General features: G+C 29.5%; 23 protein-coding genes and 2 other annotated features. Of the genes, 13 read left to right on the forward strand and 10 right to left on the reverse strand.

The features are described 5' to 3' along the window. Window positions 1-36: 36 nt before the first annotated feature. The gene (locus tag F3K33_RS07315) at window positions 37-642 is read right to left on the reverse strand and encodes a J domain-containing protein (RefSeq protein WP_011968746.1); all 606 of its coding nucleotides are present in this window, start codon (window positions 640-642) and stop codon (window positions 37-39) included. Then, complete coding sequence (locus F3K33_RS07320) at window positions 642-1,547, reverse strand: DUF5685 family protein (RefSeq protein ID WP_023974220.1); 906 nt, start codon at window positions 1,545-1,547, stop codon at window positions 642-644. Before F3K33_RS07320 ends, F3K33_RS07315 begins: the two co-directional genes overlap by 1 nt. Before the next feature lie 409 nt (window positions 1,548-1,956). Between F3K33_RS07320 and F3K33_RS07325 the strand changes: the two genes are divergently transcribed. Continuing rightward, entirely contained in the window at window positions 1,957-2,499 is a 543-nt protein-coding gene (locus F3K33_RS07325) for an NADH peroxidase (protein ID WP_011968748.1), read from the forward strand. A 103-nt stretch (window positions 2,500-2,602) separates the two neighbouring features. Here the strand turns inward: F3K33_RS07325 and F3K33_RS07330 are convergent, their stop codons facing one another. Together F3K33_RS07330 and F3K33_RS07335 are read right to left on the reverse strand one after the other, a co-directional pair. Continuing rightward, window positions 2,603-3,247, reverse strand: a complete 645-nt coding sequence (locus F3K33_RS07330) for a macro domain-containing protein (RefSeq protein WP_023974219.1) — start codon at window positions 3,245-3,247, stop codon at window positions 2,603-2,605. A gap of 241 nt (window positions 3,248-3,488) precedes the next feature. Further along, entirely contained in the window at window positions 3,489-4,136 is a 648-nt protein-coding gene (locus F3K33_RS07335) for a hypothetical protein (protein WP_031275701.1), read from the reverse strand. Window positions 4,137-4,752: 616 nt separating this feature from the next. Here F3K33_RS07335 and F3K33_RS07340 point away from each other — a divergent pair. From F3K33_RS07340 to lgt, 5 genes are all read left to right on the forward strand, one after another. Next, window positions 4,753-6,120, forward strand: coding sequence for an MATE family efflux transporter (locus F3K33_RS07340; protein WP_039772122.1), 1,368 nt, complete (start codon window positions 4,753-4,755; stop codon window positions 6,118-6,120). Window positions 6,121-6,318: 198 nt separating this feature from the next. Beyond that, the gene (locus F3K33_RS07345) at window positions 6,319-7,353 is read left to right on the forward strand and encodes a phosphodiester glycosidase family protein (RefSeq protein WP_011968752.1); all 1,035 of its coding nucleotides are present in this window, start codon (window positions 6,319-6,321) and stop codon (window positions 7,351-7,353) included. Between the two features lie 14 nt (window positions 7,354-7,367). After that, window positions 7,368-8,408, forward strand: a complete 1,041-nt coding sequence (locus tag F3K33_RS07350; protein ID WP_039772124.1) for a hypothetical protein — start codon at window positions 7,368-7,370, stop codon at window positions 8,406-8,408. A 118-nt stretch (window positions 8,409-8,526) separates the two neighbouring features. Further along, window positions 8,527-8,778, forward strand: a complete 252-nt coding sequence (locus F3K33_RS07355) for a TM1266 family iron-only hydrogenase system putative regulator (RefSeq protein ID WP_011968754.1) — start codon at window positions 8,527-8,529, stop codon at window positions 8,776-8,778. A gap of 277 nt (window positions 8,779-9,055) precedes the next feature. Next, the gene (lgt, locus tag F3K33_RS07360) at window positions 9,056-9,832 is read left to right on the forward strand and encodes a prolipoprotein diacylglyceryl transferase (protein WP_039772126.1); all 777 of its coding nucleotides are present in this window, start codon (window positions 9,056-9,058) and stop codon (window positions 9,830-9,832) included. 88 nt (window positions 9,833-9,920) lie between these two features. Here the strand turns inward: lgt and F3K33_RS07365 are convergent, their stop codons facing one another. The 4 genes from F3K33_RS07365 to F3K33_RS07380 all read right to left on the reverse strand — a co-directional run bounded on the left by F3K33_RS07365 (window position 9,921) and on the right by F3K33_RS07380 (window position 12,866). Further along, on the reverse strand, window positions 9,921-10,499 hold the full coding sequence (locus tag F3K33_RS07365) for a serine/threonine protein kinase (protein ID WP_039772128.1): 579 nt from the start codon (window positions 10,497-10,499) through the stop codon (window positions 9,921-9,923). A gap of 74 nt (window positions 10,500-10,573) precedes the next feature. Then, window positions 10,574-10,912 carry a P-II family nitrogen regulator gene (locus tag F3K33_RS07370; protein ID WP_023974214.1) on the reverse strand — a complete coding sequence of 113 codons (339 nt, stop codon included), beginning with the start codon at window positions 10,910-10,912 and terminating at the stop codon, window positions 10,574-10,576. A gap of 23 nt (window positions 10,913-10,935) precedes the next feature. Then, entirely contained in the window at window positions 10,936-12,522 is a 1,587-nt protein-coding gene (locus F3K33_RS07375) for an ammonium transporter (RefSeq protein ID WP_023974213.1), read from the reverse strand. A 29-nt stretch (window positions 12,523-12,551) separates the two neighbouring features. Then, window positions 12,552-12,866, reverse strand: coding sequence for a hypothetical protein (locus F3K33_RS07380; RefSeq protein ID WP_023974212.1), 315 nt, complete (start codon window positions 12,864-12,866; stop codon window positions 12,552-12,554). A 652-nt stretch (window positions 12,867-13,518) separates the two neighbouring features. Further along, window positions 13,519-13,786: a binding site (T-box leader), on the forward strand. A gap of 55 nt (window positions 13,787-13,841) precedes the next feature. Here F3K33_RS07380 and F3K33_RS07385 point away from each other — a divergent pair. Both F3K33_RS07385 and gltX read left to right on the forward strand, forming a co-directional pair. Continuing rightward, complete coding sequence (locus F3K33_RS07385) at window positions 13,842-14,483, forward strand: lactate utilization protein (RefSeq protein WP_023974211.1); 642 nt, start codon at window positions 13,842-13,844, stop codon at window positions 14,481-14,483. Between the two features lie 264 nt (window positions 14,484-14,747). Continuing rightward, window positions 14,748-16,409: a glutamate--tRNA ligase gene (gltX, locus tag F3K33_RS07390; RefSeq protein ID WP_039772130.1), complete on the forward strand. Its 1,662-nt coding sequence runs from the start codon at window positions 14,748-14,750 to the stop codon at window positions 16,407-16,409. An 82-nt stretch (window positions 16,410-16,491) separates the two neighbouring features. On the opposite strand, the gene F3K33_RS07395 is transcribed toward gltX, so the two are convergent. After that, window positions 16,492-18,255 carry a methyl-accepting chemotaxis protein gene (locus F3K33_RS07395; RefSeq protein ID WP_039772132.1) on the reverse strand — a complete coding sequence of 588 codons (1,764 nt, stop codon included), beginning with the start codon at window positions 18,253-18,255 and terminating at the stop codon, window positions 16,492-16,494. A 266-nt stretch (window positions 18,256-18,521) separates the two neighbouring features. Then, window positions 18,522-20,183 (reverse strand): glutamine--tRNA ligase/YqeY domain fusion protein, encoded by a 1,662-nt coding sequence (locus F3K33_RS07400; protein ID WP_039772134.1) that lies wholly within the window; start codon window positions 20,181-20,183, stop codon window positions 18,522-18,524. 550 nt (window positions 20,184-20,733) lie between these two features. On the opposite strand from F3K33_RS07400, the gene F3K33_RS07405 reads away from it, so the two are divergent. From F3K33_RS07405 to F3K33_RS07425, 5 genes are all read left to right on the forward strand, one after another. After that, the gene (locus F3K33_RS07405) at window positions 20,734-21,390 is read left to right on the forward strand and encodes a YczE/YyaS/YitT family protein (protein ID WP_039772136.1); all 657 of its coding nucleotides are present in this window, start codon (window positions 20,734-20,736) and stop codon (window positions 21,388-21,390) included. Between the two features lie 457 nt (window positions 21,391-21,847). Beyond that, window positions 21,848-22,054 (forward strand) — a binding site (T-box leader). A gap of 66 nt (window positions 22,055-22,120) precedes the next feature. Beyond that, complete coding sequence (gene serS / locus F3K33_RS07410; protein ID WP_023974205.1) at window positions 22,121-23,398, forward strand: serine--tRNA ligase; 1,278 nt, start codon at window positions 22,121-22,123, stop codon at window positions 23,396-23,398. 350 nt (window positions 23,399-23,748) lie between these two features. Next, complete coding sequence (locus F3K33_RS07415) at window positions 23,749-23,982, forward strand: DUF2249 domain-containing protein (RefSeq protein WP_011968764.1); 234 nt, start codon at window positions 23,749-23,751, stop codon at window positions 23,980-23,982. Window positions 23,983-24,022: 40 nt separating this feature from the next. After that, on the forward strand, window positions 24,023-24,661 hold the full coding sequence (locus tag F3K33_RS07420; protein WP_039772139.1) for an oxygen-binding di-iron domain-containing protein: 639 nt from the start codon (window positions 24,023-24,025) through the stop codon (window positions 24,659-24,661). Window positions 24,662-24,874: 213 nt separating this feature from the next. Then, a complete protein-coding gene (locus F3K33_RS07425) occupies window positions 24,875-25,630 on the forward strand; it encodes a DUF438 domain-containing protein (RefSeq protein WP_039772142.1) in 756 nt (251 codons plus the stop codon). Window positions 25,631-25,887 lie beyond the last annotated feature (257 nt).

A 25,887-nucleotide genomic window follows, 5' to 3' on the forward strand; every position in this document is an offset into this window, starting at 1 on the left:
ATATATTATAAAATAAAAGAGTTAATCATATTTATATTAGCAGCAGCCAATTAAATCTCCGCCAGCACATTCGCATAAGGAATCAAGACACCAAAGATTTATACAACAATTACACATGTCAGCATTACTAGTATTTGTAGTTCTATAGTAAGGATTAGAGTAATTATTACCTCTTTGCCTTAATGAGTTCAAGCCCTGCCTATATTCAAAATTATTTGGATCCATATTAACAGCTGTAGTCATATGATCAAGTGCTGAATCAAACCACCCTTTGTTAAGCATTATTGCACCATATAAATAATGCCATTCAGCAGATTTGTTATTTATAGAATTTAAACGACTTTCAGCTGCTGCATAATTTCCAGATTGAATAAGTCTTCTTATTTCTTGAAAATCATATGAGTTACTTGATGAATTGTTATAACTAGATGTACTATTGGAATTATAACTGTTACTTCCAGGATTTTTTGTTAATGCCTCATAAGCCTCATTAATTTCGATCATTTTCTCTTGTGCTAAATTTTTTAATGGATTATCACCATATTGGTCAGGATGGTATTGCTTAATAAGTTTTCTATAAGCACTTTTTATTTCATCTTGGCTTGCACCTGGCTTTACACCTAATATTTCATATGGATTCATTATAAATCTCTCCTTTTAGTCTCATTTGTATTTTCTGGATTTTTAACTATGTTCATATATTTATCCATTAAACCTAATTCAATTATATTATATAATATATCCTCATTTCTTTTTAGGTTTAATTTTTCTAAGTTTTCTTTACAACTATATCCACAATTTAAAATTGTAAATTCTATTTTAGGCTGTATGAATTCCATAAATTTATCGTATGTTAAAGAATTTTTGTTATACAAGAAATTTATTGGATTAAATTTTTTATTTTCCATATCAGATTTCAAATCATCTAAGGCATCTATTAGATAAATCCATTTTCCTATTGAATATCCTAATCTATATAAAGTATTCCTTAAATCCAATCCGTCATCGATTAATTTATAAGGATAGTCACGTAAAATTCCGCCAACTAAATCGCTAAAAGGATCACATATTTCATCTATAGAATTAAATGATTTACTATCTTCTAAAGTGGAAAGCTTATTTAAAGATTCCATTATGTTGTTATTAATTCTAATGATTGAACTAGGAAATTTTCTTTTATAAGGGGATAAAAGAAGTGATAAAAATTTACTTTTGTAATTTTTATCATCATGAGCATCATCTAACAGTTTATAATAAAACAGGGATATATTCATAGCAGAGGCATAAGATAACGCCTTGTTATTAGCTATTACAATTTTTTTTTCAGTAGGGTGAAGAGAACATCTGTGATGAGAAATTTCTAGCTCTTCTGGATTTAATGCATCTAATAGTAAACCTAAAAAAGTCATATCATAATTTAAAGACATCCTCGGTATATTACCAAATTCTTTTTTTATATGGCAACATAATCCACAATAATAGCATTTAAATCTAGCAAAATCTTTTACTTTCATTTCTGCTTTTAATGGAGTAACATATCCAAACAATAAAAAACACTCCTTATAAAATTCAATATAAATCAATTATACAGTAAATTTAAGCATATAAACAATAAAGTTCATATATACATAATAAAATTTTCAGATAATATTAACATTTGTATGACTGTATATTGGATATATTATGTATTTCTGTAAAATATGAATTTAATTTTAATTTGTAGGAATTTTTTATTATAGAATCCAGTATAATGTTATCGTGGCCAAAACAGGAGCGATAGGAGTTAAGCAGTAAATAATAAGTATTTCAGGAAAATTTGAAATATTTATAAAAAAAGTCTTTACAACGGATAATTATTATTATATAATAACAAATGTAGGAAACAAGAAAACAAAAGATAAAATTAAATGATATAAATAAAAAATAAATAAATTAAAATTTTAGGAGGAAGAGATTATGAAAAAATTCGTTTGTACAGTGTGTGGTTATATTTATGAAGGAGAAACAGCTCCAGAAAAATGTCCAGTGTGTGGAGTAGGAGCAGAAAAATTTGTTGAACAAAGCGGAGATCTAGCTTTTGCTGATGAGCATGTAATCGGAGTTGCTAAAGGTGTTGATAAAGAAGTAATTGATGGATTACAAGCAAACTTTGTTGGAGAATGTACAGAAGTTGGAATGTACTTAGCTATGTCAAGACAAGCTGATAGAGAAGGATATCCAGAAGTTGCAGAAGCTTATAAGAGAATAGCATTTGAAGAAGCAGAACATGCTGCTAAATTTGCTGAATTACTTGGTGAAGTAGTAGTAGCAGATACAAAAGCTAACTTACAAGCTAGAGTTGATGCAGAACATGGTGCATGTCAAGGTAAAAAAGATTTAGCAACACTTGCTAAGAAATTAAACTTAGATGCAATTCATGATACAGTTCATGAAATGTGTAAAGATGAAGCTAGACATGGAAAAGCATTCAAAGGATTATTAGATAGATATTTTGCATAATATTATAAGATAGAATAATATACACATATTTTTAACTGAATAATTAATGATAATTCTGCTTAATAAGCAAAGTAAAAGAGAAGATAATAATTTATCTTCTCTTTTACTTTTGTAATCTTTCTTCATACAAAGATTTGTACATATTATATGTTTTCTCATCTAAGCAAACCATTGCAATTTCATCAAAGGTATCTGGAGAGTTATTTATAAATGATAAAATCTCATCTAATGCTATATTGCAGGCTTCATCTAATGGATAGGAATAGGCGCCTGTGCTTATAGATGGTAAAGCAATAGTTTTAATGGGATGATCATTAATATAATCATCAAGTTCTTTTAGTATAAAGTCTCTTTGTTTATCAGTATTAAAGCGATAAAGATTTTTATTTAGAATCTCATTACACTGCTTTGAATAAAATTCCGAGTAATTAGCAGCTATTTCAAAAACAGAACGATAAGCATTTCTTAAGTATTTTTCTTCTGAGCCGTTATTTCGGTAAATGGGCCCTACAGTATGTATTACCCAATGCACACCGTGGTCACTCAAGTTATAAGATCTTGTTAATTTTGATCTACCAGTCAAACAGCCATTTAACTGTCTACACTCATCTAATAGTTTTTCTCCGCAAGCCTTGTGAATAGCACCGTCAACTCCTCCACCACCCAGTAGAGATGCATTCGCAGCATTTACAATAGCATCAAATTTGATTTTTGTTATATCATCAAAAAGTATTTTAAAGTTAGTCAAATTAATCACCTCATATTAGTCATACAAAAATTCTCTCACTTAATAGTTTACACCCAATTAACATAAATAAAAATACTATTTTTTGAAAAAAATGTTAATTAGCTATATGAAAATTAAATTCTAGTTATACATATGAGAGAAATAATAAAATAATAAAGCACACATTTAATGTATGCTTTATTATTTTGTTTAATTACAATAATCTTTAAATTCTAGAAAAAGAACTAATAAAATAAATTAATTAAATAGGTTGATTTTCTAAATTTTTTCTTCTATTATCTAAAGGATTTAAATTTATATGATGTACTTTCATTGTTTCGTCTGGGTCCATAATTAACCTGTCTAAACGAATTCTACCTTCAGAAGTATTTGCAACAACCATAGTTTCAGTACCCTTTTTGTAAAGAACCCAGTTGTAACCGTCTTTTACTACTTTATTTACATCTTCCATTGAAATTAAAGCAGTATCCTTATGATTTCCGAATTTATCTCTTAAAATTATACCCATTGTATCGTGATCGATTTTAGTACAATCATTTTTTAAACTTCTATTATATAATTCTAAATTTTCTTTTCTGTTATCTAAAGTATTTCCGTTTAAGTGTTTTATTGGAGTCTTTGGATTAACATCTAAAATAACAGATTGAATTGATTTTTTAGTGGAAACTGTTTTTCCATTAACTTTAGCAGTCTCTAAAGTTTGAACAAGATGATTATTGAAATCCTTATGCCATTCAGCAAACCAAATTCCAGCTTCTTTAACTTTTTTAGCGTCGAATGTGTCTATCTTGCAAACTAGTTCACTTCCATCTTTCTTTAAGACAGTAATTTCAGTAAGATTACCTTTTTCAGTATATTTATTTTCTTGAGTTTTATAATTTGTATTTATGGTTAAGCACCTCTTTCATGATTTAATGTTTATTAATATATGTGAATGACAATCTAATTTGAAAAATAACACAAAATAAGTTATTTTTCAAGGTTTTGTATATATTATGACACATATATAATTAATTTAAACATTACATCATTATACCAGATTAAAAATATAAAAGATATACACCTATAAAAAAAGCGCGAAGCGCAACCAAAAACATATTATTAATTAAAAAAGTGTTAGTAATATGTAATAAGAACAACTGATAAAAAAGTACGCACCTTAGAAAAAAGCGCGAAGCGCAACCAAGATCATTTAAAATTAGAAAAAGCACTTACCTTATAAAAAGGAGAGCAACCAAAAACATATTATCAATAAAAAATGTCATTCATGTATAATAAGAACAACTGATAAAAAAGCACTCACCTTAGAAAAAAGCACGCACATATGAAAAGAGTGCGAAGCACAATTTGGAACTTATTAAGAGCAACCAAGATCATTAAATTATATTTCATTGTGTATGCCCACAAAATCTTAAAAAATATTAAATATATGGTAGACGTAGCTGAGTAAACTAAAGTAAAATAGAATTTGATATTAAGAAAGCGCAGATAATGAGGTACTAAATATGATAATAACTGAGACTTTAAAAAACATTTTGGAAGATAAGAAATTTATACACAAAGCTATATCTATTACAGTACCTATAACATTACAAGCTCTGTTAAACACAAGCTTGAATCTTGTGGATACTGTAATGATTGGAAGTTTAGGTCAGAGTTCAATTGCAGCAGTTGGCCTTGCAAATAAAGTATTTTTTGTTTTTACATTACTATTATTTGGTGTCGTTAGTGGGTCTTCGATTTTAACAGCCCAATATTTTGGTAAAAATGATATAAAAAATATAAGAAGAGTATTAGGTATGTCTCTGATTATTGGCTTAGTTGGATCAATTATTTTTGTAATACCGAGTTTAATATGTCCTGAAATAGTTATGAGTATTTTTACACCAAATGAAAATACGATAAAAATAGGTGCATCGTATTTAGCTATAGCTGCCATTAGTTATCCTTTAACTGCAGTTACAAATGTTTATGTAGCACTTTTGAGAGGGGTAAATCAGGTAAAAGCTCCTGTTGTCATAACAGTGTTTTCTATTTGTATTAAAGTAATGCTAAATTATACTTTAATATTTGGACATTTTGGTGTACCAGCTCTTGGGGTACAAGGAGAAGCTATTGCAACTATAATAGCTAGAACAATTGAATGCACATGTATTTTAGCTATAGTATATTATGAAAAAGGACCCGCAGCCGCAAAATTTAAAGAACTTATATCTTTTAATAAGAATTTTACAAAATTATATGCTTCAACTGTATCCCCAGTTATAATTAATGAATTTATGTGGGGATTAGGAGTAACAATGTATTCTTTAGTATATGGAAGAATGGGAGATGGAGCTGTTGCAGCAATCACAATAACCCAAACAGTTGAACAAATAATGACAGTTGTATTTCAGGGGATAAGTGCAGCAACTGCGGTTATATTGGGAAATGAATTAGGTGCTAATAAATTGGATGATGCAGAAAGTCATGCAAAGTATTTTATAATACTACAGTTTATTTTTGCTTTAATAATGTCTGCAACATGTTTGTTTATTAGAAGTCCAATAATTATGCTATTTAATGTAACTGAAAGTGTAGCAGTAGATATTAGCAGATGCCTAATAGTTTTTTCGTGCTATTTACCATTTAAGATATTTAATTGGGTAAATATTGTTGGTATACTTAGAAGTGGTGGCGACACTAAAGCTGCATTAATGCTAGATATTACTGGAGTTTGGTTAGTTGGCATACCGTTTGCCTATTTAGGTGGAATGTTACTTGAACTTCAGATATATTTCGTATATGCAATGGTTACATTTGAAGAAGTATACAAATTTATACTTGGGTTTAGGAGATATAAGCAAAGAATATGGCTTAAAAATTTAGTTTAGAATTGGGGAGGATTTTAAAATAGAAGATGAAGTCTATTTTTAGAATTCTCCCTGTCTATTCTAAAAAGGAAATATTTAGAAAAAAGTGAATTGTATAAATGTGGAATTCTTAATTTTTTTGTAACCTCTCAGAGGATTATTTCCTATATAATAGGAGATAATGAAAATATTAAATAAATATAGATTTCGGAGGAATATATGGATAAACAAACAAACCATAAGCCAAGAAAAAAAACGCACAAAAGAAAGAAAAGAAAATCTAATTCGAGAGTACTTTTAAAGGGATTATTGGATATGTTTATCTTTTTAGCTATAACAACACCATTGGTATTGTTCTTTGGACCATATGATAATACGAGAAAAACATTTATATCAACAGTCCTAGCAACAAGGCATGCATATTTAATAAATGATATAATTCCACAGTCAGCATTAAATAAACTTCTTGGAATAGATGAAGAGAGTGATAGTCAAGAAGTTTTTCAAGATATGAAAAAAATAAATGTTAAATATAAAGTTGGAAATGAAATAAATCGATACGATATACATACTCAGAGATTTGATGGATATGTGTTAGAAGTGAAAAATCCATTAAAAATGAAAGTTGCAATGACTAAGTTTTTAGGTAAAATGGGTGAAAAGACAAGTCAGATGGCAGAAGATAATAATGCCGTTGCAGCTATTAATGGTGGGTCATTTATTGATAAATCAACTGATGGAACTGCTTATGCAGGTACTGGATCTGAACCTGGTGGATTTGTAATATCAGGCGGAAATGTTATTTATCCAAAGTCTGGTGCAGATGAGAAAAAAGTTGAAAATGTAATTGCATTTACAAAAAGTGGAGAACTAGTAGTTGGGGATCATAGTTTGGCTGACTTAAAAAAGATGAATGTACAGGAAGCTATGTGTTTTAGAAGACCTAATATTGTAATTAATGGGATTAGACAAGTAAAAAATAAAATGGAAGATGGGCTTAATCCTAGAACTGCGGTTGGTCAGAAACAAGATGGAACTATAATTCTATTAGTTATAGATGGCAGAAAGATAACGTCACCAGGAGCGAGTTTATATGATGTTCAAGAGATAATGATGGAAAGAGGTGCTGTTAATGCAGGTGCTCTTGATGGAGGATATTCTTCAACTATGTATTATAAAGGAAATGTTATAAATTCTCCTAATGCTTGGGATGGTGAAAGAACCGTTGCTACAGCATTTTATGTGGAACAGTAAAAGGAGGATAAGTGATGAGAAATATTAAAAGAAGATTAGCATGGTGTGCGCTTGCTCTAATATTACAGCAATGCATATTTTTATATTTTGATAAAGTATATTTGGCATCTGATCTTAATATAAAAGCTGAAGAAGTTAAAGATGAGGATAATGTGGCTGATAAGAAAACAGAGATTAATATAAAAAAGGGAGTAAGTGAAATTAAAGTATCTTCAGATGCAAGATATGTATCATATATAGAAGACAGTAAGCTTAAAACATTAGATAGCAATGATGATAAGGAAAAAGTATGTGATACAGATAGTGGATCAGAAATTGTATTCTATAGATGGCTTAATAGTGAAGATAATATGATAATAATCCAAAAGATAAAGGAAAAAGGTGCGTACTATTTTGAGCCTATATCTTTTGATGCTAAAAAAGGAGAAGCAAGGGATCTTGCAGACTTTGATTTAAAAAAGGTTAGAATTAAGCTTGAGAGTACAAAGGATGAAATTAATAATGTTGTATTTTCAACATTAACTCATAGTTTATATATAGAAGTGAAGAAGAGTAGTGGAAAATGTGATTTGTATTACGCAAACGTAATGAATCAGTTGAAGAAGGTTAAAAGTGAAAAAGTTATAGGAAATGTTGTAGTACCAACAACTAGCACTAATGCGATAATGGAGGAAAATAACAGTATAACTATATTAAATACAAAAGGAAATGTATCAATACCTAATGTTAAAAGTGCAAAAATATTAGGAGCTGATGTTAATGATAATGTATATTTTGGCGAAGTAGCAGACAACAAAATTAAAAATATATATTACAGCGTGTTATCTGATAGTCAGAGGAAATGGAATCAATTAAAACTTGCGAAACCTGTTGATAAAAATGATATACTAATCGATTATTCAGGTAAAGTTTATGTTAATAGTAAATCAGATAATAGTGTATTAGAATTAACAAGTAATAAAAACATAAAATATAAAGGGGAATTGGTTCAATCATATTCTAAAGGAATCATTTCTAGAGATGGCAATACATTAATTAAAAATAAGTTGGAATAAAATAATATGAATAATGAATAAGTTAAAAAAAAAAAGATAAACTATACATTGATGAAAAGAAGATCTTCATAAAAAGGAAGATCTTGTTTTTTTACATAAAATCAATGGAGGAATGAAAATGTCTAAAATAGGAGTAGTGAGTGCAATATTAGAGCATCCAAAGGAAGTGCAAGATGAATTTAATGATGTGGTAGCATCATTTAGAGGAAGCATAAAAGGAAGGATGGGGATACCTTTTGCTGATGAGTTATCAGTTATATCTATAGCTCTTACAGGGGAATCAGAAGAAACAATAAATGATTTTACAGAGCAGCTTGACCGTATTGATGGTGTATCAGTGAAAACTTCAATAGCAAAGATTGAAGTCTAGCAAGAAAAGAAATATTTGAAAATAAAGTCTGTATTTAAAAATATAAAGAATGCATACCTGACGCCTTTAAAAGCTGGTAGGTATGCATTAATTTTATTGTAACATAAATTTTACATTTGTATTTTAAAATAAATGCTATAATATATAAGTTCTAATCAATATAATTTATTCTTTACGAAATTATTTCAGTTATTAATATTAATTGATGATTTAAGGTAAACTTCTATGAAGCAGATTTTTAGAAAATACATAAGTTTATAGGAAGAGGCGGTGTTTTATGAATCCGGTAGCATTTCAAATTGGTACCTATGAAATTAGGTGGTATGGTATATTAATAGCTCTTGGAGTAATATTAGCTATAATATTAGCAAACTATAATTGTAAAAAGAAAGGAATAGACTTTGACATAATATTAGATTGCTTTTTTGTTGCCTTTCCTACTGCAATTATTGGTGCAAGAGCATATTATGTAATATTTGAATTTGAAAATTATAAAAACAATTTGATAGATATTTTTAATATTAGAAAAGGTGGATTAGCTATTCATGGAGGACTAATTGGTGGGTTTATTGCTACCTACATATTCTTTAAAATAAAGAAATTAAATATGCTAAAATACTTAGATCTAGCAGCACCATCAATTATTTTGGCCCAAGCAATTGGAAGATGGGGAAATTTTATGAATGGAGAGGCGCATGGTGGAGAAGTTTCACATTCATTTATAAGCCATTTTCCAAGCTTTATACAGAAAGGCATGTATATTGAAGGCAGTTACTACAATCCAACATTTTTATATGAATCAATTTGGAACATTGTGATTTGTTTGATTTTGCTATTAATTCTATATAAAAAGAAAAATAATGAGGATGGTGTTGTAGTAGCAAGCTATATAACGCTATATTCTTTAGGAAGGGTATTTATAGAAGGATTAAGAACAGACAGCTTAATGCTTGGTAATATAAGAATTGCACAATTGATAAGTATTATTGGAATGGTATTAGGAATAGTGATTGTACTATACATTAAAAGAAAAAAAGCTAAGAATTTAACTTAAGCCTAAAATTAAGTATATTATAAAACGAATAAATTCAGAGTTATAATATACTTAATGGAGCTATTAGACAGATTATTTAAATTAAAATTTAAGAAGCAAACATATCAATGCGTATCACTTTTTTAGATGTATATCTAAAGTAATTATATCCATCAATCCAGTATTTAATAAGCTTAGGTTTATAACTTAAAACATGTTTTAAGAAGTCCTCAAAAACATTTGATTTTACTAAAACTTTAATAATCTCCTTAGGATAAGGAGTCTTTTTTACAAAAACCTTTCTTGGATCTATAACTTGAATTTGCTCGTTTTTGTTAACAAATATATGGGCATCTCTTATATCAAGTCTTGTAAATTTTAAAGTTTTAAACTCTTCTATAAGATTTATTATTTCGATAGATAGATTATAAGATAATCCATTCTTTTTTATATAAGAACTTAGATTATCACCTTCAACATAATCTCTTAAAATCATGTTGTTAGCAATAAATAATACTTTCGGAAAGAATCTACTGCCATTAACTTTTTCAAGCAGATCAGCTTCGTTTTTAGCTTTCTTTTTATTATAAAATATCTTTAAGGCATATCCTTCTGGAGTTAAATAAACAGCGCCTTCCTTGCCTTTCCCTAAAAATTCACACTCTTTAACATCTAAAATGTATCTCATCTTATCACTTTAATTAATTACTTTAGATATTATATGCTGAGACTATTTAGAATTCTACATTTCTATAAATTTGTTTATAAAGCATCTTTTCCACGTTCACCAGTACGTATTCTTACGACATCGTCTGCGTCATAAATGAATATTTTGCCATCTCCATAATTGCCTGTACTTATTTCTTTTAAGACCTTATCTATTATAGTTTCTGCGGTATCTGGTGACACGACAGTTTCAACTTTTACTTTAGGTAACAGATTTACTTTATATTCTGTGCCTCTATAAATAGTTTTGTAACCCTTTTGATTACCATAACCCATTATATTTGAAATCATGACACCAGTTGCATTACATTCGTTAAGGATTCTTTTAAGGTCTTCTAATTTTTCGCTATTGATGACAATCTCTAATTTTTTCATACAATTACCTCTCTTTCTTTATATTATATTGATTGACTATTTTCTTTAAACCTCACTAATTGTTTTATTTCTGCATTCTCAGGTGAATCATAGTCAAGTTCAGGGGATTTTACTAATTGTAAATCTGGATATCCGGATACCCCCATTTCAGGAATGTCTAAGCCATTTAATTCAGCTTCAGGTGAGACCCTGATACCCCATACATTATCGAGAATTTTTAAGAAAATATAGGAAACACCAAAACCCCAGATAAGCACAACAATAACGCATATTAATTGAGCAACTAATTGTGAGGGATTTCCAAAAAACAAACCTGTTACTCCTCCAGATACTCCATTCAGACCATCTCCATATGAACCATCTGCAAATAATCCTAAAGAAATAATTCCCCAAATACCATTAACTCCGTGAACTGATATGGCACCAACAGGATCATCGAGTTTTAATTTGTTTTCAAAGAACGATACTGCTACGCAGACTAATAATCCAGCGACTCCTCCAATAAAGAAAGCACAAGGGGCACTTACGAAAGCACAAGGTGCAGTAATAGCAACAAGACCAGCTAGAGCGCCATTAGCAGTCATGGATGGATCGGGTTTGCCGTATTTAACCCACATATAGAACATAGCAACAAGCCCTCCTATAGCACCTGCAATCATTGTATTTGTAGCAACTATAGCCAACCTAAAATCAGATGAGTTTAATGTTGAACCAGCGTTAAATGAAAACCAACAAAAGAATAGAATAATTGTACCGATGATTGCCATTGGTATATTATGCCCAGGGAAAGGTCTTGCAGTTCCATCTTTTTTGAATTTACCAATTCTAGGTCCGATAATAATAGCTGATGATAAAGCGATCATACCACCCATTGCATGAACGACACCTGAGCCAGCAAAATCAACAACACCATGTCCAAGTCCAAAGTTTTGTCCAAGAGTTGAAAGCCAGCCGCCGCCCCATACCCAATTTCCAAAGAAAGGATATAGAAACATTGAAATAAAGAAAGATAAAACAACAACAGCAGAATATTTTACTCTTTCAGCTAAAGCGCCAGTTGGAATTGTAACGGTAGTATCCATAAACACCATTTGGAAAAAGAATAATGCATAAATTCCTGGATCATAAATTCCTAAGCCAGATAAAAGGAATCCATTATAGCCCATAATGCCGCCGAGGCCAGGTATTGAAATCATAGAACCTAAAGCAGCTCCACCAGAACCAAGTCCTGCAGCACCTCCAGAACCTCCGAATTGAATAGCAAACCCTGTTAGGAAGTACCCAATTGCACCAACTAAAAATACCATAAAATTCATTGTCATTGTATGAGCAGCATTTTTGCCACGGCAAAATCCAGTTTCAACCATAGCGAATCCACATTGGAAAAAGAAAACCATAAATCCAGTTATCATAATCCAAGTGAAATTTGCTCCATAATAACCTTTGTTAGCAGTTGTTGCAACATCGCTAAGTGTCTCACTTCCTGTTGCTGCAACGTAAGAGATTCCTGTTGGGTCTGAACCTCCTGCAGGCGAAAGTGCCAAAACTAATGTTACAGCTAAAGCACCTAAAAATAATATAATAGCAGCTAATTTAAATGACTTTTTCATAAATCATCCTCCTTAAAATATAATTTGGTTTATTTCTTATAGCTAAATTTTTTCTTCTTATTTCTTCTAAAATTGTCCCATGAGAATTTGGAAGAAGAACTAAATAACTCTTCCTTGAATTTAATAACAGAGAAATAATATCTAATTCCTAAATATAAAACTAAAAGTCCAAATATTTCACCTGGCATAGAAGCAGTTAACACATTAATATGAATATTATTCACAAAACTAAAAGCACAAAAAAATAATCCGAGAAAAATAATTATCATAGCACCTATAAAAAGACTATTAATTATTACTACTTTAGATTTTATTTGTGTAGTAATATTACTTTGCTTTTTCAATTTTTACACCTCCTTACATCTGAAAATTGCTTAAAGTTCTAAAATATAATATTTAGCGACAAAAAATGGAGTCAAGTAAATTGTTATACTTTGACTCCATTGTCCGTGGCATTACTATTAATAAAAGAAAGGTCGTCTAATATTTTAAATATTAGACGACCTTGTCATTAATGTTTTATTTGATTCTATTATAATAATTAAGGTTCGAGAAGTCAAGAATAAATTGGAATTAAATACATATATATCAATTAGTTCAAAAAAAGTGCAATGAGTGACAGAGATAGAATTGTGCTAGGATAAATACAATATCATAAATTATAAATTGTTCAGACATCTGTTTGTGTATAGGTATAGCTTTATCAGTTATTTTAGGGTATATAATTAATATACTCAACATTATTTCAGCAGGAAAGTTAAAAATTAAAAGTGGTGAATGAATTAGACTTGGTGTTCCTACTGGAATAATTATTATGATTGTGTACTATGATATTTTTTTTATAATATAGAAAACTTTTTATTAATTAGAGAAGGTATTACTTAATCCAAAAATCTCTTAGAAAGATTAAAATATAAGAATTTATCTTTACATTAGCATCTTCAAAATGTATAATTGATTTGTATTTTGTAAATACTATATAAAATATAAATATAGAGAAGTGCAATGAAAAAGAAGAGTAAATAGAATTTTAATTATAAGAGATCTAGGGAGGGTGTAATCCTAGAATTTAAAACTATTGAAGGAAGCTTTGGAGTAATAAATAGAAAGCATAAGGTATATGTCTTAAAGCTAGTATATTTATGGGGTTATTCCCTTAAAGATAATTAAGAGGGTTAAATCAAATGTATTTGAAATTTAAAATCAATATGTTTAAATTAATCAATTTAGGTGGTAACGCGGAAGTCAGCCTTTCGTCCTAAGGATATTTTAGGACGAAGGGCTTTTTTGTATTTAACTTAGAAAGGACTACATATTATATGGAGATTAATATTTCATGGTACAAAGAAGAACAAATTAATAGAACTATAAAAAATTTAAGGCAACGCAATATGGATGGTTTCTTTGTAAATGATGATAATGAATTAAAAGAACTGTTAAAACAACTCATAGATGAAAATTCTGTTGTAGGGGTTGGCGATTCTATGACGTTGTTTGAAACAGGTGTTATAGACTTTCTTCGTGAGGAAAATTATATATTTTTAGATAAGTATAGAGAAGGTATTACAAGTGAAGAAAAGAAAGGTATTTATATACAAAACTTTTCTGCTGATACTTTTATGTGTAGTACCAATGCCTTGACTGAAAGTGGAGAACTATACAATATTGATGGTAATGGAAGTAGAGTTGCACCAATGATTTATGGCCCGAAGCAGGTTATTTTAATAACTGGAACAAATAAAATTGTTAAAGATATAGAAGAAGCAGAAAAAAGAGTTAGAAATTATGCTGCTCCGATTGATGCAAAAAGATTAGGTAAAGATACTCCATGTACTAAATTAGGGTATTGTGTGGATTGTAAAAGTCCTAATAGAATATGCAATGATTTTACAATTATCAGAGGACAATTTGTTAAAGGTAGGATAAAAGTAATAATCGTAGGAAAACAATTAGGATATTAATATTTTGTAGTGTTATTAAACTATGATAATTAAATAATTTTAATTTATTCTACATATTTATTATGTGGTTTATCCGATAGCTAGCATCCGTAATACCCATACTTCTTTAAGCGGGGGATAATGGCTGCACGCTCCTGGATAAGTTCAACTAGGATTCAGATGGGGATCAAACCCTACCTGAATCAAGTTTCACTTGATATAAATTGCCATGACAAGGGGCTTATAATACCTTGTAAGGAAGAATGATAAGGAGAGATACAAATAATGAGTTTTGAAAAATTAGCAGATATAATATTTGGGAATCTTGAACATACAACTGAATATTACGTTGAAAAATATCCAAAGAGAAGTCTTAAGGAAGGTGCAAGAGTTACTAGATATGCACCAAGTCCAACTGGATTCCAACATATAGGTGGAGTTTTTGCTGCATTAATAAATGAAAGATTAGCAAGCCAAAGTGAAGGTGTTTTTTATTTGAGAATAGAAGATACTGATCAAAAGAGAGAAGTTGAAGGTGCAATAGAAGATACAATAGCTACTATGCATAATTTTGGTATGGATTTTAGTGAAGGTATGACAGGAGAAGAAACATCTAAAGGTGAATATGGTCCATACAGACAAAGTCAAAGAGCTGGAATATATAATGCTTTTGCAAAAGATTTACTTATAAAAGGTTTAGCTTATCCAGATTTCTGTACCCCAGAAGAATTAGCTGAACTTAGAGAAAGACAAATAGCAAATAAAATAACTCCTGGTTACTATGGAGAATACGCTAAGTTTAGAAATATAACTGAAGAAGAAGCAATAAAGAGAATTGAAAACGGAGAAAAATATATTATAAGATTAAAATCTCCAGGAAATCCCGAAACAAGGGTTGAATTTCACGACTTAATAAAGGGAGATATCTCATTCCCAGAAAATAATCAAGATGTAGTACTTATTAAAGGGGATGGGCTTCCAACTTATCATTTTGCTCATACAATAGACGATTATTTAATGAGAACAACAGATGTAATAAGAGGAGAAGAATGGTTATCATCACTTCCTATACACGTTCAATTATTTGAAGTTTTAGGTTTTGAAGCACCAAGATATGCTCATATTCCAACAATAATGAAGCAAGATGGTGGATCAAAAAGAAAGCTTTCAAAGAGAAAAGATGCAGAAGCAGCTGTTTCTTACTACAAAGAAGTTGGATTCCCAGTAGTAACTGTAATTGAATATTTACTTAATATAGTAAACTCTACTTATGAAGAATGGAGAGCTGAAAATCCTAAGGCTGACTACCATGAATTCGAAGTTCATTTAGAAAAGATGGGTAAGAGTGGAGCATTATTTGATTTAGTTAAATTAAACGATGTATCAAAAGATAGAATTGCTGCTATGAAAGCTACTGATGTTTATGAATACTATACAGCATGGGCTAAGGAATTTGATGCAGAAATGTATAAATTAGTTACAGAAAATGAAACTATGGCAAAGGAAATCTTCAATATAGATAAAGAAGGTCCAAAACCAAGAAAAGATTTTGCAAAATGGGATGAAGTAAAAGGTAAGATTTTCTATTTCTTTGATGAACTATTCTATAAAGAATCAGCAGAACAAATTGAACTTCCAAAGGGAGTTACATTAGAAGCAGCAAAAGAAATAGTAGAAACTTACAAGAAAGAATTTAAATTTGATGTAGAAAGTCAAGAAGCTTGGTTTGATGACTTAAAGGAAATAGGAATTAGACTTGGGTACTGTGCTAATAGAAAAGAATTTAAGGCAAATCCAGATCAATATAAAGGTATGATTTCGGATGTTGCAGGAGCAGTTAGAGCAGCACTAACTCATAGAACTAATTCGCCTGACATTTATACTATAATGCAAATCATAGGTGAAGAAAATACAAGAAACAGATTTGATAAATTTTTAAATATATAAACCATAAGCAAAAGGTATAGGTTGGACGTACTCCAAACACTATGCCTTTTTAATTTTATGGGAAAGTTTGAACTTAATTCATTTAAACTTGAAATGCGTTAACTGCATCTCTAAGCTTCTCTGCAAGTTTATTTAAGTCTTGAGTATGTTTGGCTATTTGATTTACACTTGCTAGTTGCTGCTCAGTTGTAGCAGAAATTTGTTCAGTGGCAGCAGAGCTTTCTTCAGTTGAAGCAGAAAGAGTCTCTAAAACTTCAACTATTTCATTTTTCTCGTTTTCCATTTCAAGGCTATAAGTTTTTAGGTTTTTCATATCGTTTGTAATCTTTTCTACAGATTTTAATATTTCAACAAATATATCCTTAGCGTCTATTACAGAATTATTTTGTTCCTTAGCTATTAACTTTCCGTCTTCAATGGCTTTTACAGCAGCTTTTGATTTATCTTGGATTCCATTGATTAATTCTTTAACTTTTGAAGCAGACATTGAAGATTGAGAAGCCAATTTTCTAACTTCTTCAGCAACTACAGCAAAGCCTTTTCCTTGCTCACCAGCTCTTGCAGCTTCTATAGCAGCATTTAAAGATAATAAATTTGTTTGTTCTGAAATCTGACTTATTGCCTCAGTAATAGATCCAATTTCAATAGAAGTTTTATCTACTTCCATTATTATGGCACTAGTTTTTTCAGTGGCTTTGCTATTTTCAATTGATTTTTTTGAAAGTAAATCAATTGCTTCTAAACCTCTGTTGCTTATATTAGTTGTTTTAACTGCAATATCATTAGTTTCTATTGTCAGTTTTGTAACTAAATCTATCTTCTCCGATAAATTCTTAACTCTTATAACTCCGTTTTCAGTTTCTTTAGCCTGTTCATTTGAACCTTTAGCGATCTCTTCAACGGAATCTGATACTTCATTAATCGAAGCTGTATTTTCAGCAACAATTTCATCTAACAATTTAGAGGAGTCAAAAACAACATTAACTGAATCTTTAACTGAACTTATAAAATCGTTAACATTTCTAACCATTATATTAAAGGAATTATTTAGATTACCAATTTCATCTCTATTTTTGATTTTCATAGCCTTAATATTCAAATTACCTGAAGCTACAGTATCTACAGCGTCACTAATTTCTTTAATTGGAGTAGATATGTGTTTTGCAAATATCATAATTACTGCAGAACCTAAAATAATTACTGACAATAATATAATCAGAGTAGTAATAAGAATATTATTTGAACCAACATTAAAATCATTCATGTAAGTACCAGAGCAAACTACCCATCCCCAATGCGGATCAGTCTTTTGATAAGTTATTTTGTCTGAAATCTTATCTGAATTAGGAAGTGTCCACCAATAAGTTAAATAGCCTCCGCCATCATTAGCTACTTTAATTTGATCTTTAACGAATAATGTACCAGTCTTTTTATCCTTATAATCTAGTACGCTTTTGCCTTCTAAACTTGGATGAGCTGCTTCAACTCCATCTTGAGTATAAGCTAACAAATAACCACTTTTACCTAAGCTTAAATTTTGATTGATTTTTCTTGTACCATCCGCTTGTTTTTCGCTAAGCATATATTCTCTAACTCTTTCTTGAGCGTCATCAAGAGATAGTTTTCCTTGGTCTACAAGCTTTTGATTTGCATCAATCACTTGTAATGTCATTTCTACACTATTTTTTAATAAAATCTTCCCGCTATTTTCAAGTTCAGCTCTTGCTACATAATAACTTACTAATCCGAGTACAAGTACAGGTATACTCAGCAATAAAATCATTACTAAAATAAGTTTTGTTTTTATAGGTAAGCCTTTTGTCTTTTTTGTAGATTTTATAATCATTTGCATTCCCCCTAATATATAAACTTACTCTATTATCGAAATGTAATTTATCAACTTAATAGTAAATGTTACCTTTTATCGAAATATAGAAAATTAGGTTGAATTTATGGTTTGGTTATGATGACAATGGTGAAGAATTTTTAAGGGGTATAAAAAATTTTAATCAGATAGTTTTATATAAAATTATCTGGATTAGGAGGTTAAAAATAAATTAAGGCAGAGAAATCTAATATATAAGATTTCTCTGCCTTAATTTATTTTTATTATTAGCTTAATTTAAATGATGATTTTAATGGTACTATTCTATTAAATACTAACTTATCAGCAGTTGTATATTTAGTATCTACATTAAAGAAACCATTTCTAACCATTTGGAATTTATCTTGAGGTTTAGCATCTTTAAATGCAGTTGGTTCAATAAAGCCTTGTAATATTTCTAGTGAGTTTGGATTAATTTGTTCAAGGAAGTGTTTTCCTTCATTTTCTGGTGCATCATCTAAAATTAAAGGCTCATATAACCTGAATTCAGCAGGAAGACAAGTTTTTACATCTACCCAATGGATTGTTCCTTTAACTTTTCTGCCGGTAAAGCCAGAACCACTCTTTGTTTCTGGATCATAAGTACAATGAATTTCTACTACCTCACCATTTTCATCCTTGATTACTTCGTTACATTTAACAAAGTATGCTCCTTTTAGTCTAACCTCATTACCAGGGAATAACCTAAAGTATTTCTTTGGTGGATTTTCCATAAAGTCTTCTTTTTCAATGTATAGTTCCCTAGAGAATGGAACAAGTCTTGTACCTTGAGTTTCATCTTTTGCATTATTCTCTATTGAAAGCATTTCTGTCTCATTTTCAGGATAATTAGTTATTACAAGCTTTAAAGGATTTAACACAGCCATAGACAATGGCGCCTTAAGTTGTAAATCCTCTCTTATAAAATAATCTAGCATTTGGGAATCAACAACAGAATTAGCCTTAGCAACACCGATAGCGCTGCAGAAATTTCTTAGCGCATCAGGAGTACATCCTTTTCTTCTAAGGCCAGAAATAGTAGGCATTCTAGGGTCATCCCATCCATCAACAACTTTTTCATCAACTAATTGTTTTAATTTTCTTTTACTCATAACAGTATTAGTCATATTTAATCTTGCAAATTCTATTTGCCTTGGGGAAGCGGTCATCTCACATTCTCTTACTACCCAGTCATAAAGTGGTCTGTGATCTTCAAACTCTAAAGTACAAATAGAGTGTGTAACATGTTCAATAGCATCTTCTAATGGATGAGCAAAATCGTACATTGGGTATATGCACCATTTATCACCAGTATTGTGATGAGTAGAATGAGATATTCTATATATAACAGGATCTCTCATATTTATATTTGGTGATGCCATGTCTATTTTAGCTCTAAGAACTTTTTCGCCGTCAGCAAATTCACCATTTTTCATTCTTTCAAATAAATCTAAATTTTCTTCAACGGATCTATTTCTATAAGGGCTGTCTTTACCAGGTTGAGTTAGTGTACCTTTATATTCTTTAGCTTCTTCAGCTGTTAAGTCACAAACATAAGCTTTACCTTTTTTTATTAGTAGAACAGCTCTATTGTACATTTCATCAAAATAGTTAGATGCAAAGAAAAGTTCATCCCAATGACCACCAAGCCATTGTACATCTTCTTTAATTGATTCAACATATTCTGTATCTTCTTTAACAGGGTTAGTATCATCAAATCTTAAATGAGTTTTTCCTTTAAACTCATCAGCTAAACCAAAATTTAAAAGAATTGATTTAGCGTGGCCTATATGTAAGTAACCGTTAGGTTCTGGTGGAAAACGAGTAATTATCTCTTTATGCTTTCCGCTTTCTAGATCTTCTACAACGATATTTCTTATAAAATTAGAAGAATTTATTTCGTTTGACATAGTCTTACCTCACTTATAAGTGTATTTAAATTAAGAAAAGAATATTTACTTGAAGTAGTATTCCCTCTTAACTATATTGTTATTTTTGCTTAATAATAATTTTAATCTAATATAAAGAAAAAATAAAGATAAAATTATTTAAATTGCCTAAAGTTGCTAAACATGAGCTTTAATAAACTTAAATTTAGTTTTAATTTTATTATTATACATATTATTATACATATTATTATGGAAAATAAATGTAGGATAACTTGTGTATTATAATATTAACATTTTTAATAACATTGTTTAGGATTTGATTTGTTTTTAGATAGTTTATTACAAAAGAGAGTGTAGCAGTATTAGTATTTAGTGAATTTATTTCAGTAATAATTATGATTTAAATTAAAAAATGAATTGAATATTTCATTAAATTGATGTAAACTGACATTAGTTGAAAGATTAGCTTATAGTCAGCTTTGCACACGTGAAACTAATGTTTAAGTTAATGGGATTATGATAGGTAATTTGGCCTATAATTCCAAAAAATTGAGAAATGTAAAGGAGAAGTATGAAGAAATTATTAGCACTTATAATTAGAATGACATTCGGATTTTTATTATGCGCACTAGGAACTGTTTTGGCTCTTAATTCGAATTTAGGCTTAAGTCCATGGGACGTATTTCACCAAGGATTAACAAATGTAACTAGTTTAACTATTGGACAGGCAAGCATTATAGTTGGAATAATAATAGTAGCAATCACAAGTATCCTAGGGCTTAAAGTTGGGATGGGAACTATAGCGAATATGATAGTAATTGGATATTTTATGGATTTAATAATACATTCTAAAATCATTCCAGTTTGTAATAACATATATACAGGCATAATAATGTTAATTGGAAGCTTATTTGTTACAGCATTAGGAAGCTATTTGTATATTGGATGTGAAATGGGATGTGGTCCTAGGGATGGTCTTATGATTGCATTAGTTAAGCTTACAGGTAAACCAATTGGAATAATAAGACTATTTATAGAAGCAGGAGCCCTAATTATTGGATGGATTCTAGGCGGGTTTGTCGGAATTGGAACGTTAGTCACTGCCATTGGAATAGGATATTGTGTACAGTTAATTTATAAAGTATTTGGATTTGATATAAAGGTACTAAAGCATAGGAATATAAAAGAAGGGTTAAAGTTTGTTAACGAATGTATAACTATCTGTTAGAATTCTAATAGAATTGATTTTAACTGATAAACGAAGATATAGAAGCAAAAAGGCATATCTAGCTTTATATATCCATATGCTATAGTAATTCAAAGTAAGTGAAAAATTTTATGGTAGTATAATTATATATATATTGCAAAAATAATTCTTCAGCATAATTCTAAAAATATTAAAAGAATTTTAGCTGTAATTGTGAAATGTTCATTGTGCATTGTGAATTGCAACATATATATGTTACCGTAAAATTTTTAAGGGGATATTTATTTAAGGTGAGAAGAGTTTTTATATAAATCTTCTCACCTTAATTTTTTTTAGTAGACTTTAATAAGAAATTTATAGTATATTATAACTGGTCAATATAATTCCAAAACTAGTTATTAAGTTAAATATAAACATATACTTGAAAATTAACATAAATATATATATAATATACATAGCAACAAATTAATAGTTATAAAAAACAGCGATGATAAAAACTACGATTTATAAATTTCTTCAGAGAGCCGATGGGTGGTGCGAATCGGTGAAAGGTTAAATCTTTCCACTTTTGGAGCTGTGCGTGATAAATGCAAAGGTTAGTAACCTATATAATACTAGTGTCGAGGGGCTGGTTGTAATATTAACCAGCAATTTGGGTGGCAACGCGGATTATTCCGTCCCAATTATATATTGGGATGGTTTTTTTATTTTTTGAAATAATAATATATATATTTAATCAGGAGGGAAAAAAATGTTAGACATTAAATTCGTAAGAGAAAATCCAGAGATTGTTAAACAAAACATAAAAAATAAGTTTCAAGATAATAAGTTGGGGTTAGTAGATGAAGTATTAACTTTAGATATCGAACTTAGAAAAGTTAAGCAAGAAGTAGAAGCTTTAAGAGCTGATAGAAATAAGTTATCAAAACAAATTGGTGGCTTAATGGCTCAAGGTAAAAAAGAAGAAGCTGAGGAAATAAAGAAAAAAGTTAATGCGGATTCAGAAAGAATGGCTGAGTTAGACGTTAAAGAAAAAGAACTAGAAGAAAAAGTTAAAGTTATCATGATGACTATTCCAAACATAATAGATCCAAGTGTTCCAATTGGTAAAGATGATAGCGAAAATGTAGAAGTAGAAAAGTTTGGGGAACCAGTTGTTCCAGATTTCGAAATTCCATACCATACAGATATTATGGAAAAATTAAGTGGTATTGATTTAGATAGTGCTAGAAAGGTAGCTGGTAATGGTTTCTACTACTTAATGGGAAATATAGCTAGACTTCACTCAGCTGTAATATCTTATGCAAGAGATTTTATGATAAATAGAGGATTTACATATTGTATTCCACCTTTTATGATTCGTAGCCAGGTTGTAACTGGAGTTATGAGTTTTGCTGAAATGGATGCTATGATGTACAAAATTGAAGGTGAAGATTTATATTTAATAGGAACAAGTGAACATTCTATGATTGGTAAATTTATAGATACAATATTACCAGAAACTTCACTTCCTCAAACTTTGACTAGTTATTCACCTTGCTTTAGAAAAGAAAAAGGGGCACATGGTATAGAAGAAAGAGGAGTATACAGAATTCATCAATTTGAAAAGCAAGAAATGGTTGTTGTATGTAAGCCAGAAGACAGCATGACTTGGTATGATAAAATGTGGAAAGATACAGTAGATTTATTCCGTTCTTTAGATATACCAGTAAGGACTTTAGAATGTTGCTCAGGTGATTTAGCAGATTTAAAAGTAAAATCAGTAGACGTAGAAGCATGGTCTCCAAGACAAAAGAAATACTTCGAAGTAGGAAGCTGCTCTAATTTAGGGGATGCACAAGCTCGTCGTTTAAAAATCCGTGTAGATGGTAAAGATGGTAAGTACTTTGCTCATACATTGAATAATACAGTAGTTGCACCACCAAGAATGCTTATTGCATTTTTAGAAAACAACTTAAATGAGGATGGATCTGTAAATATTCCAGTTGCATTGCAACCATATATGGGCGGTATGACAGTAATTAAATAAAGTAGAATAGATCAGATATATCTAAATTTAGAAAGACAACAAATTAAAGAGGTATTAAGCTCATTAATTTGCTGTCTTTTTCATACAGTGAAATATTATTAAATATTTTCAATAATATTTTGGGTAGTGAATTAAGATATTATACATAGTAGTGATTAAGAATTATAAGAACAGTTTACATAGTATTACTTTAATATAAAACAAAAATTCTAAAGAAATTGAAATATATACATATAAAAGCAAAAGTTACTGACAATGTGATATAAATCACGCTAAAAATTCAGCACAATGGTTATAATATTATCATCTAAGAAGAAGTTTAGATAATAATATTAAGGGAGGAATTAATTATGTCGAGTTTTGCTGTTAGTATAGATGTTAGAATTTATGAAAGAGGTCATAAAAAGGAGATTATATTTAAAGCTTTTGAAGAGCTTGAACAAGGTGAAACAATGGAGCTTATAAATGATCATGATCCTCGTCCGCTTTATCAGCAGTTTATAGTTAACTTTCCAGAACACTTTGAGTGGAAATATTTAGAGCAGGGACCTGAAATATGGAGAATAGGTATCACAAAGAAATAAGGCACATTCAATAAGAGAGAAAAGGAGTTGTTTTTATAATATGCCATTTATAAGTAAAGATTTATACCAATTTAATAGCTATGTTGAACCAATTAACCTTACATTTCATCAATATTTGTTATTAGGGGATGAACCATTATTAGTCCATACAGGGAACGTTATTCAGGCAGAAGCTTTGCTACCAGAATTAAAAGATGTACTTAATGGCAAAGAGCTAAAGTATATTTTTATTTCACATTTTGAGGCGGATGAATGTGGAGGATTATCATTAATATTGGAACATTTTCCTAAAGCTAAAACAATTTGCTCTGAAGTTACAGCGCGTCAGTTAAATGGTTTTGGAATAAAAGCAGAAATTATTACTAAGAAAGCAGAGGAAACTTTAAATACTGATAATTATGAATTAGAGTTTATCAATTATCCTTCTGAAATGCATCTTTGGGATGGATTATTAGTTATAGAAAATAAACGTAGGATATTTTTTAGCAGTGATTTGATGTTTGCGTTGGGAAAAGAAATAGGCACAGTACAAGAATCTGATTGGTATACAGAAGTAAACAGCATTAAGCAAGAACAAATACCAGACAATAATAAGCTGGAAGATTTACAAGAAACTTTAAAAAAGTTAAAGCCTGACCTTATAGCTACAGGCCATGGGCCATGTCTTAAACTAAAATAAAATAAAGGTTATATTTAAGAAACAAATCAATTTATTCTTAAATATAACCTTTTTTCTTTAAATTTAAAGTTTAATATTCTAATGGTAATTCTTTTATAACTTAAACATTTGAAATTTTGATTTAAATCACATTATTATAATAAAAATTTAAGTAGAATTAGGTCATAGAGATATTGAATATATAAATTTATATATCCATAGGAGGATTTTGAGATGAATAATAGCAAAATACAAAGTTTGACTGAAGTTTTACAAAAATTAAATAAAGATGGAATAACAGAGACATTAAGAAAAGAAGCATTGGAGATTGTGTCTGACATAAATCCTATTGAGCTTTCAATAGCGGAGCAAAATTTAATAGAAGAAGGAATGAATCCACAGGATTTAAGACATCTGTGTGATATTCATATGGAAGTTTTAAGAGGAGAACTTGATAAAATAAAGAATAAAATTGAACCAGGGCATGTTGTATACACATTTATTGCAGAACATGATAAAATTCTTGGATTTTTAAAAGAACTTGAAGATATTAATTCAAAGATTCAAAAATTAGAAAGCTATGATAGCAATTTAATTGAATTTGAAGAATTAATAAAGGTTATTGATAATATATTAGATGCAGAAAATCACCATAAAAGAGAGGAAGAAGTGCTTTTTGCTGAGATGGAAGATAGAAAAATTACAGGACCAACAAGAATTATGAGAATGGAACATGACGATTTAAGAGCAAAGAAAAAATTTTTGAAGCAAATAGCAACAGAAGTATCTAAATTAAAATTTATTGAATTTAAAGAAAAAGTTGATGAAACTGCAAAATATATTATATTCAATTTGAGAGATCATATATTTAAAGAAAATTATATATTATACCCTACAGCAGTGGAAGCCATAACTGAAAAGGATGTATGGAATAGTATGAAGACACGATGTGATGAAATAGGATATTGTAGTTTTACACCAGAATCATAATTCCTATAGATATAATCTTCATATAGTAGGAATAGAAAAGGCAGCAAACTAGCTGTCTTTTTATTTTTGAAATTGCGTAACCATTGTTACAGATTTGGGCAGAGTATTTTAGTAATATATATCTGTAGCACAGAGCTAATATAGAAATTAAAAAATATTAATTTTATTTTAGTAACGTATGTTACAGAAATGATACTGGCAATATAGTAAACTCTAAATTGTCAAAGTTAAGAGAGATTAACAAGAAATTATTAATT

This window comes from Clostridium beijerinckii, assembly GCF_008705175.1.
GTDB classification, from domain to species: Bacteria; Bacillota; Clostridia; order Clostridiales; family Clostridiaceae; genus Clostridium; species Clostridium beijerinckii.

Coding starts and splice junctions, on each gene's coding strand:
- F3K33_RS07315 (WP_011968746.1), bottom strand. CDS start 642: ATGAATCCATATGAAATATTAGGTGTAAAGCCAGGTGCAAGCCAAGAT.
- F3K33_RS07325 (WP_011968748.1), top strand. CDS start 1,957: ATGAAAAAATTCGTTTGTACAGTGTGTGGTTATATTTATGAAGGAGAA.
- F3K33_RS07340 (WP_039772122.1), top strand. CDS start 4,753: ATGATAATAACTGAGACTTTAAAAAACATTTTGGAAGATAAGAAATTT.
- F3K33_RS07345 (WP_011968752.1), top strand. CDS start 6,319: ATGGATAAACAAACAAACCATAAGCCAAGAAAAAAAACGCACAAAAGA.
- F3K33_RS07350 (WP_039772124.1), top strand. CDS start 7,368: ATGAGAAATATTAAAAGAAGATTAGCATGGTGTGCGCTTGCTCTAATA.
- F3K33_RS07355 (WP_011968754.1), top strand. CDS start 8,527: ATGTCTAAAATAGGAGTAGTGAGTGCAATATTAGAGCATCCAAAGGAA.
- lgt (WP_039772126.1), top strand. CDS start 9,056: ATGAATCCGGTAGCATTTCAAATTGGTACCTATGAAATTAGGTGGTAT.
- F3K33_RS07365 (WP_039772128.1), bottom strand. CDS start 10,499: ATGAGATACATTTTAGATGTTAAAGAGTGTGAATTTTTAGGGAAAGGC.
- F3K33_RS07370 (WP_023974214.1), bottom strand. CDS start 10,912: ATGAAAAAATTAGAGATTGTCATCAATAGCGAAAAATTAGAAGACCTT.
- F3K33_RS07375 (WP_023974213.1), bottom strand. CDS start 12,522: ATGAAAAAGTCATTTAAATTAGCTGCTATTATATTATTTTTAGGTGCT.
- F3K33_RS07385 (WP_023974211.1), top strand. CDS start 13,842: ATGGAGATTAATATTTCATGGTACAAAGAAGAACAAATTAATAGAACT.
- gltX (WP_039772130.1), top strand. CDS start 14,748: ATGAGTTTTGAAAAATTAGCAGATATAATATTTGGGAATCTTGAACAT.
- F3K33_RS07395 (WP_039772132.1), bottom strand. CDS start 18,255: ATGATTATAAAATCTACAAAAAAGACAAAAGGCTTACCTATAAAAACA.
- F3K33_RS07400 (WP_039772134.1), bottom strand. CDS start 20,183: ATGTCAAACGAAATAAATTCTTCTAATTTTATAAGAAATATCGTTGTA.
- F3K33_RS07405 (WP_039772136.1), top strand. CDS start 20,734: ATGAAGAAATTATTAGCACTTATAATTAGAATGACATTCGGATTTTTA.
- serS (WP_023974205.1), top strand. CDS start 22,121: ATGTTAGACATTAAATTCGTAAGAGAAAATCCAGAGATTGTTAAACAA.
- F3K33_RS07415 (WP_011968764.1), top strand. CDS start 23,749: ATGTCGAGTTTTGCTGTTAGTATAGATGTTAGAATTTATGAAAGAGGT.
- F3K33_RS07420 (WP_039772139.1), top strand. CDS start 24,023: ATGCCATTTATAAGTAAAGATTTATACCAATTTAATAGCTATGTTGAA.
- F3K33_RS07425 (WP_039772142.1), top strand. CDS start 24,875: ATGAATAATAGCAAAATACAAAGTTTGACTGAAGTTTTACAAAAATTA.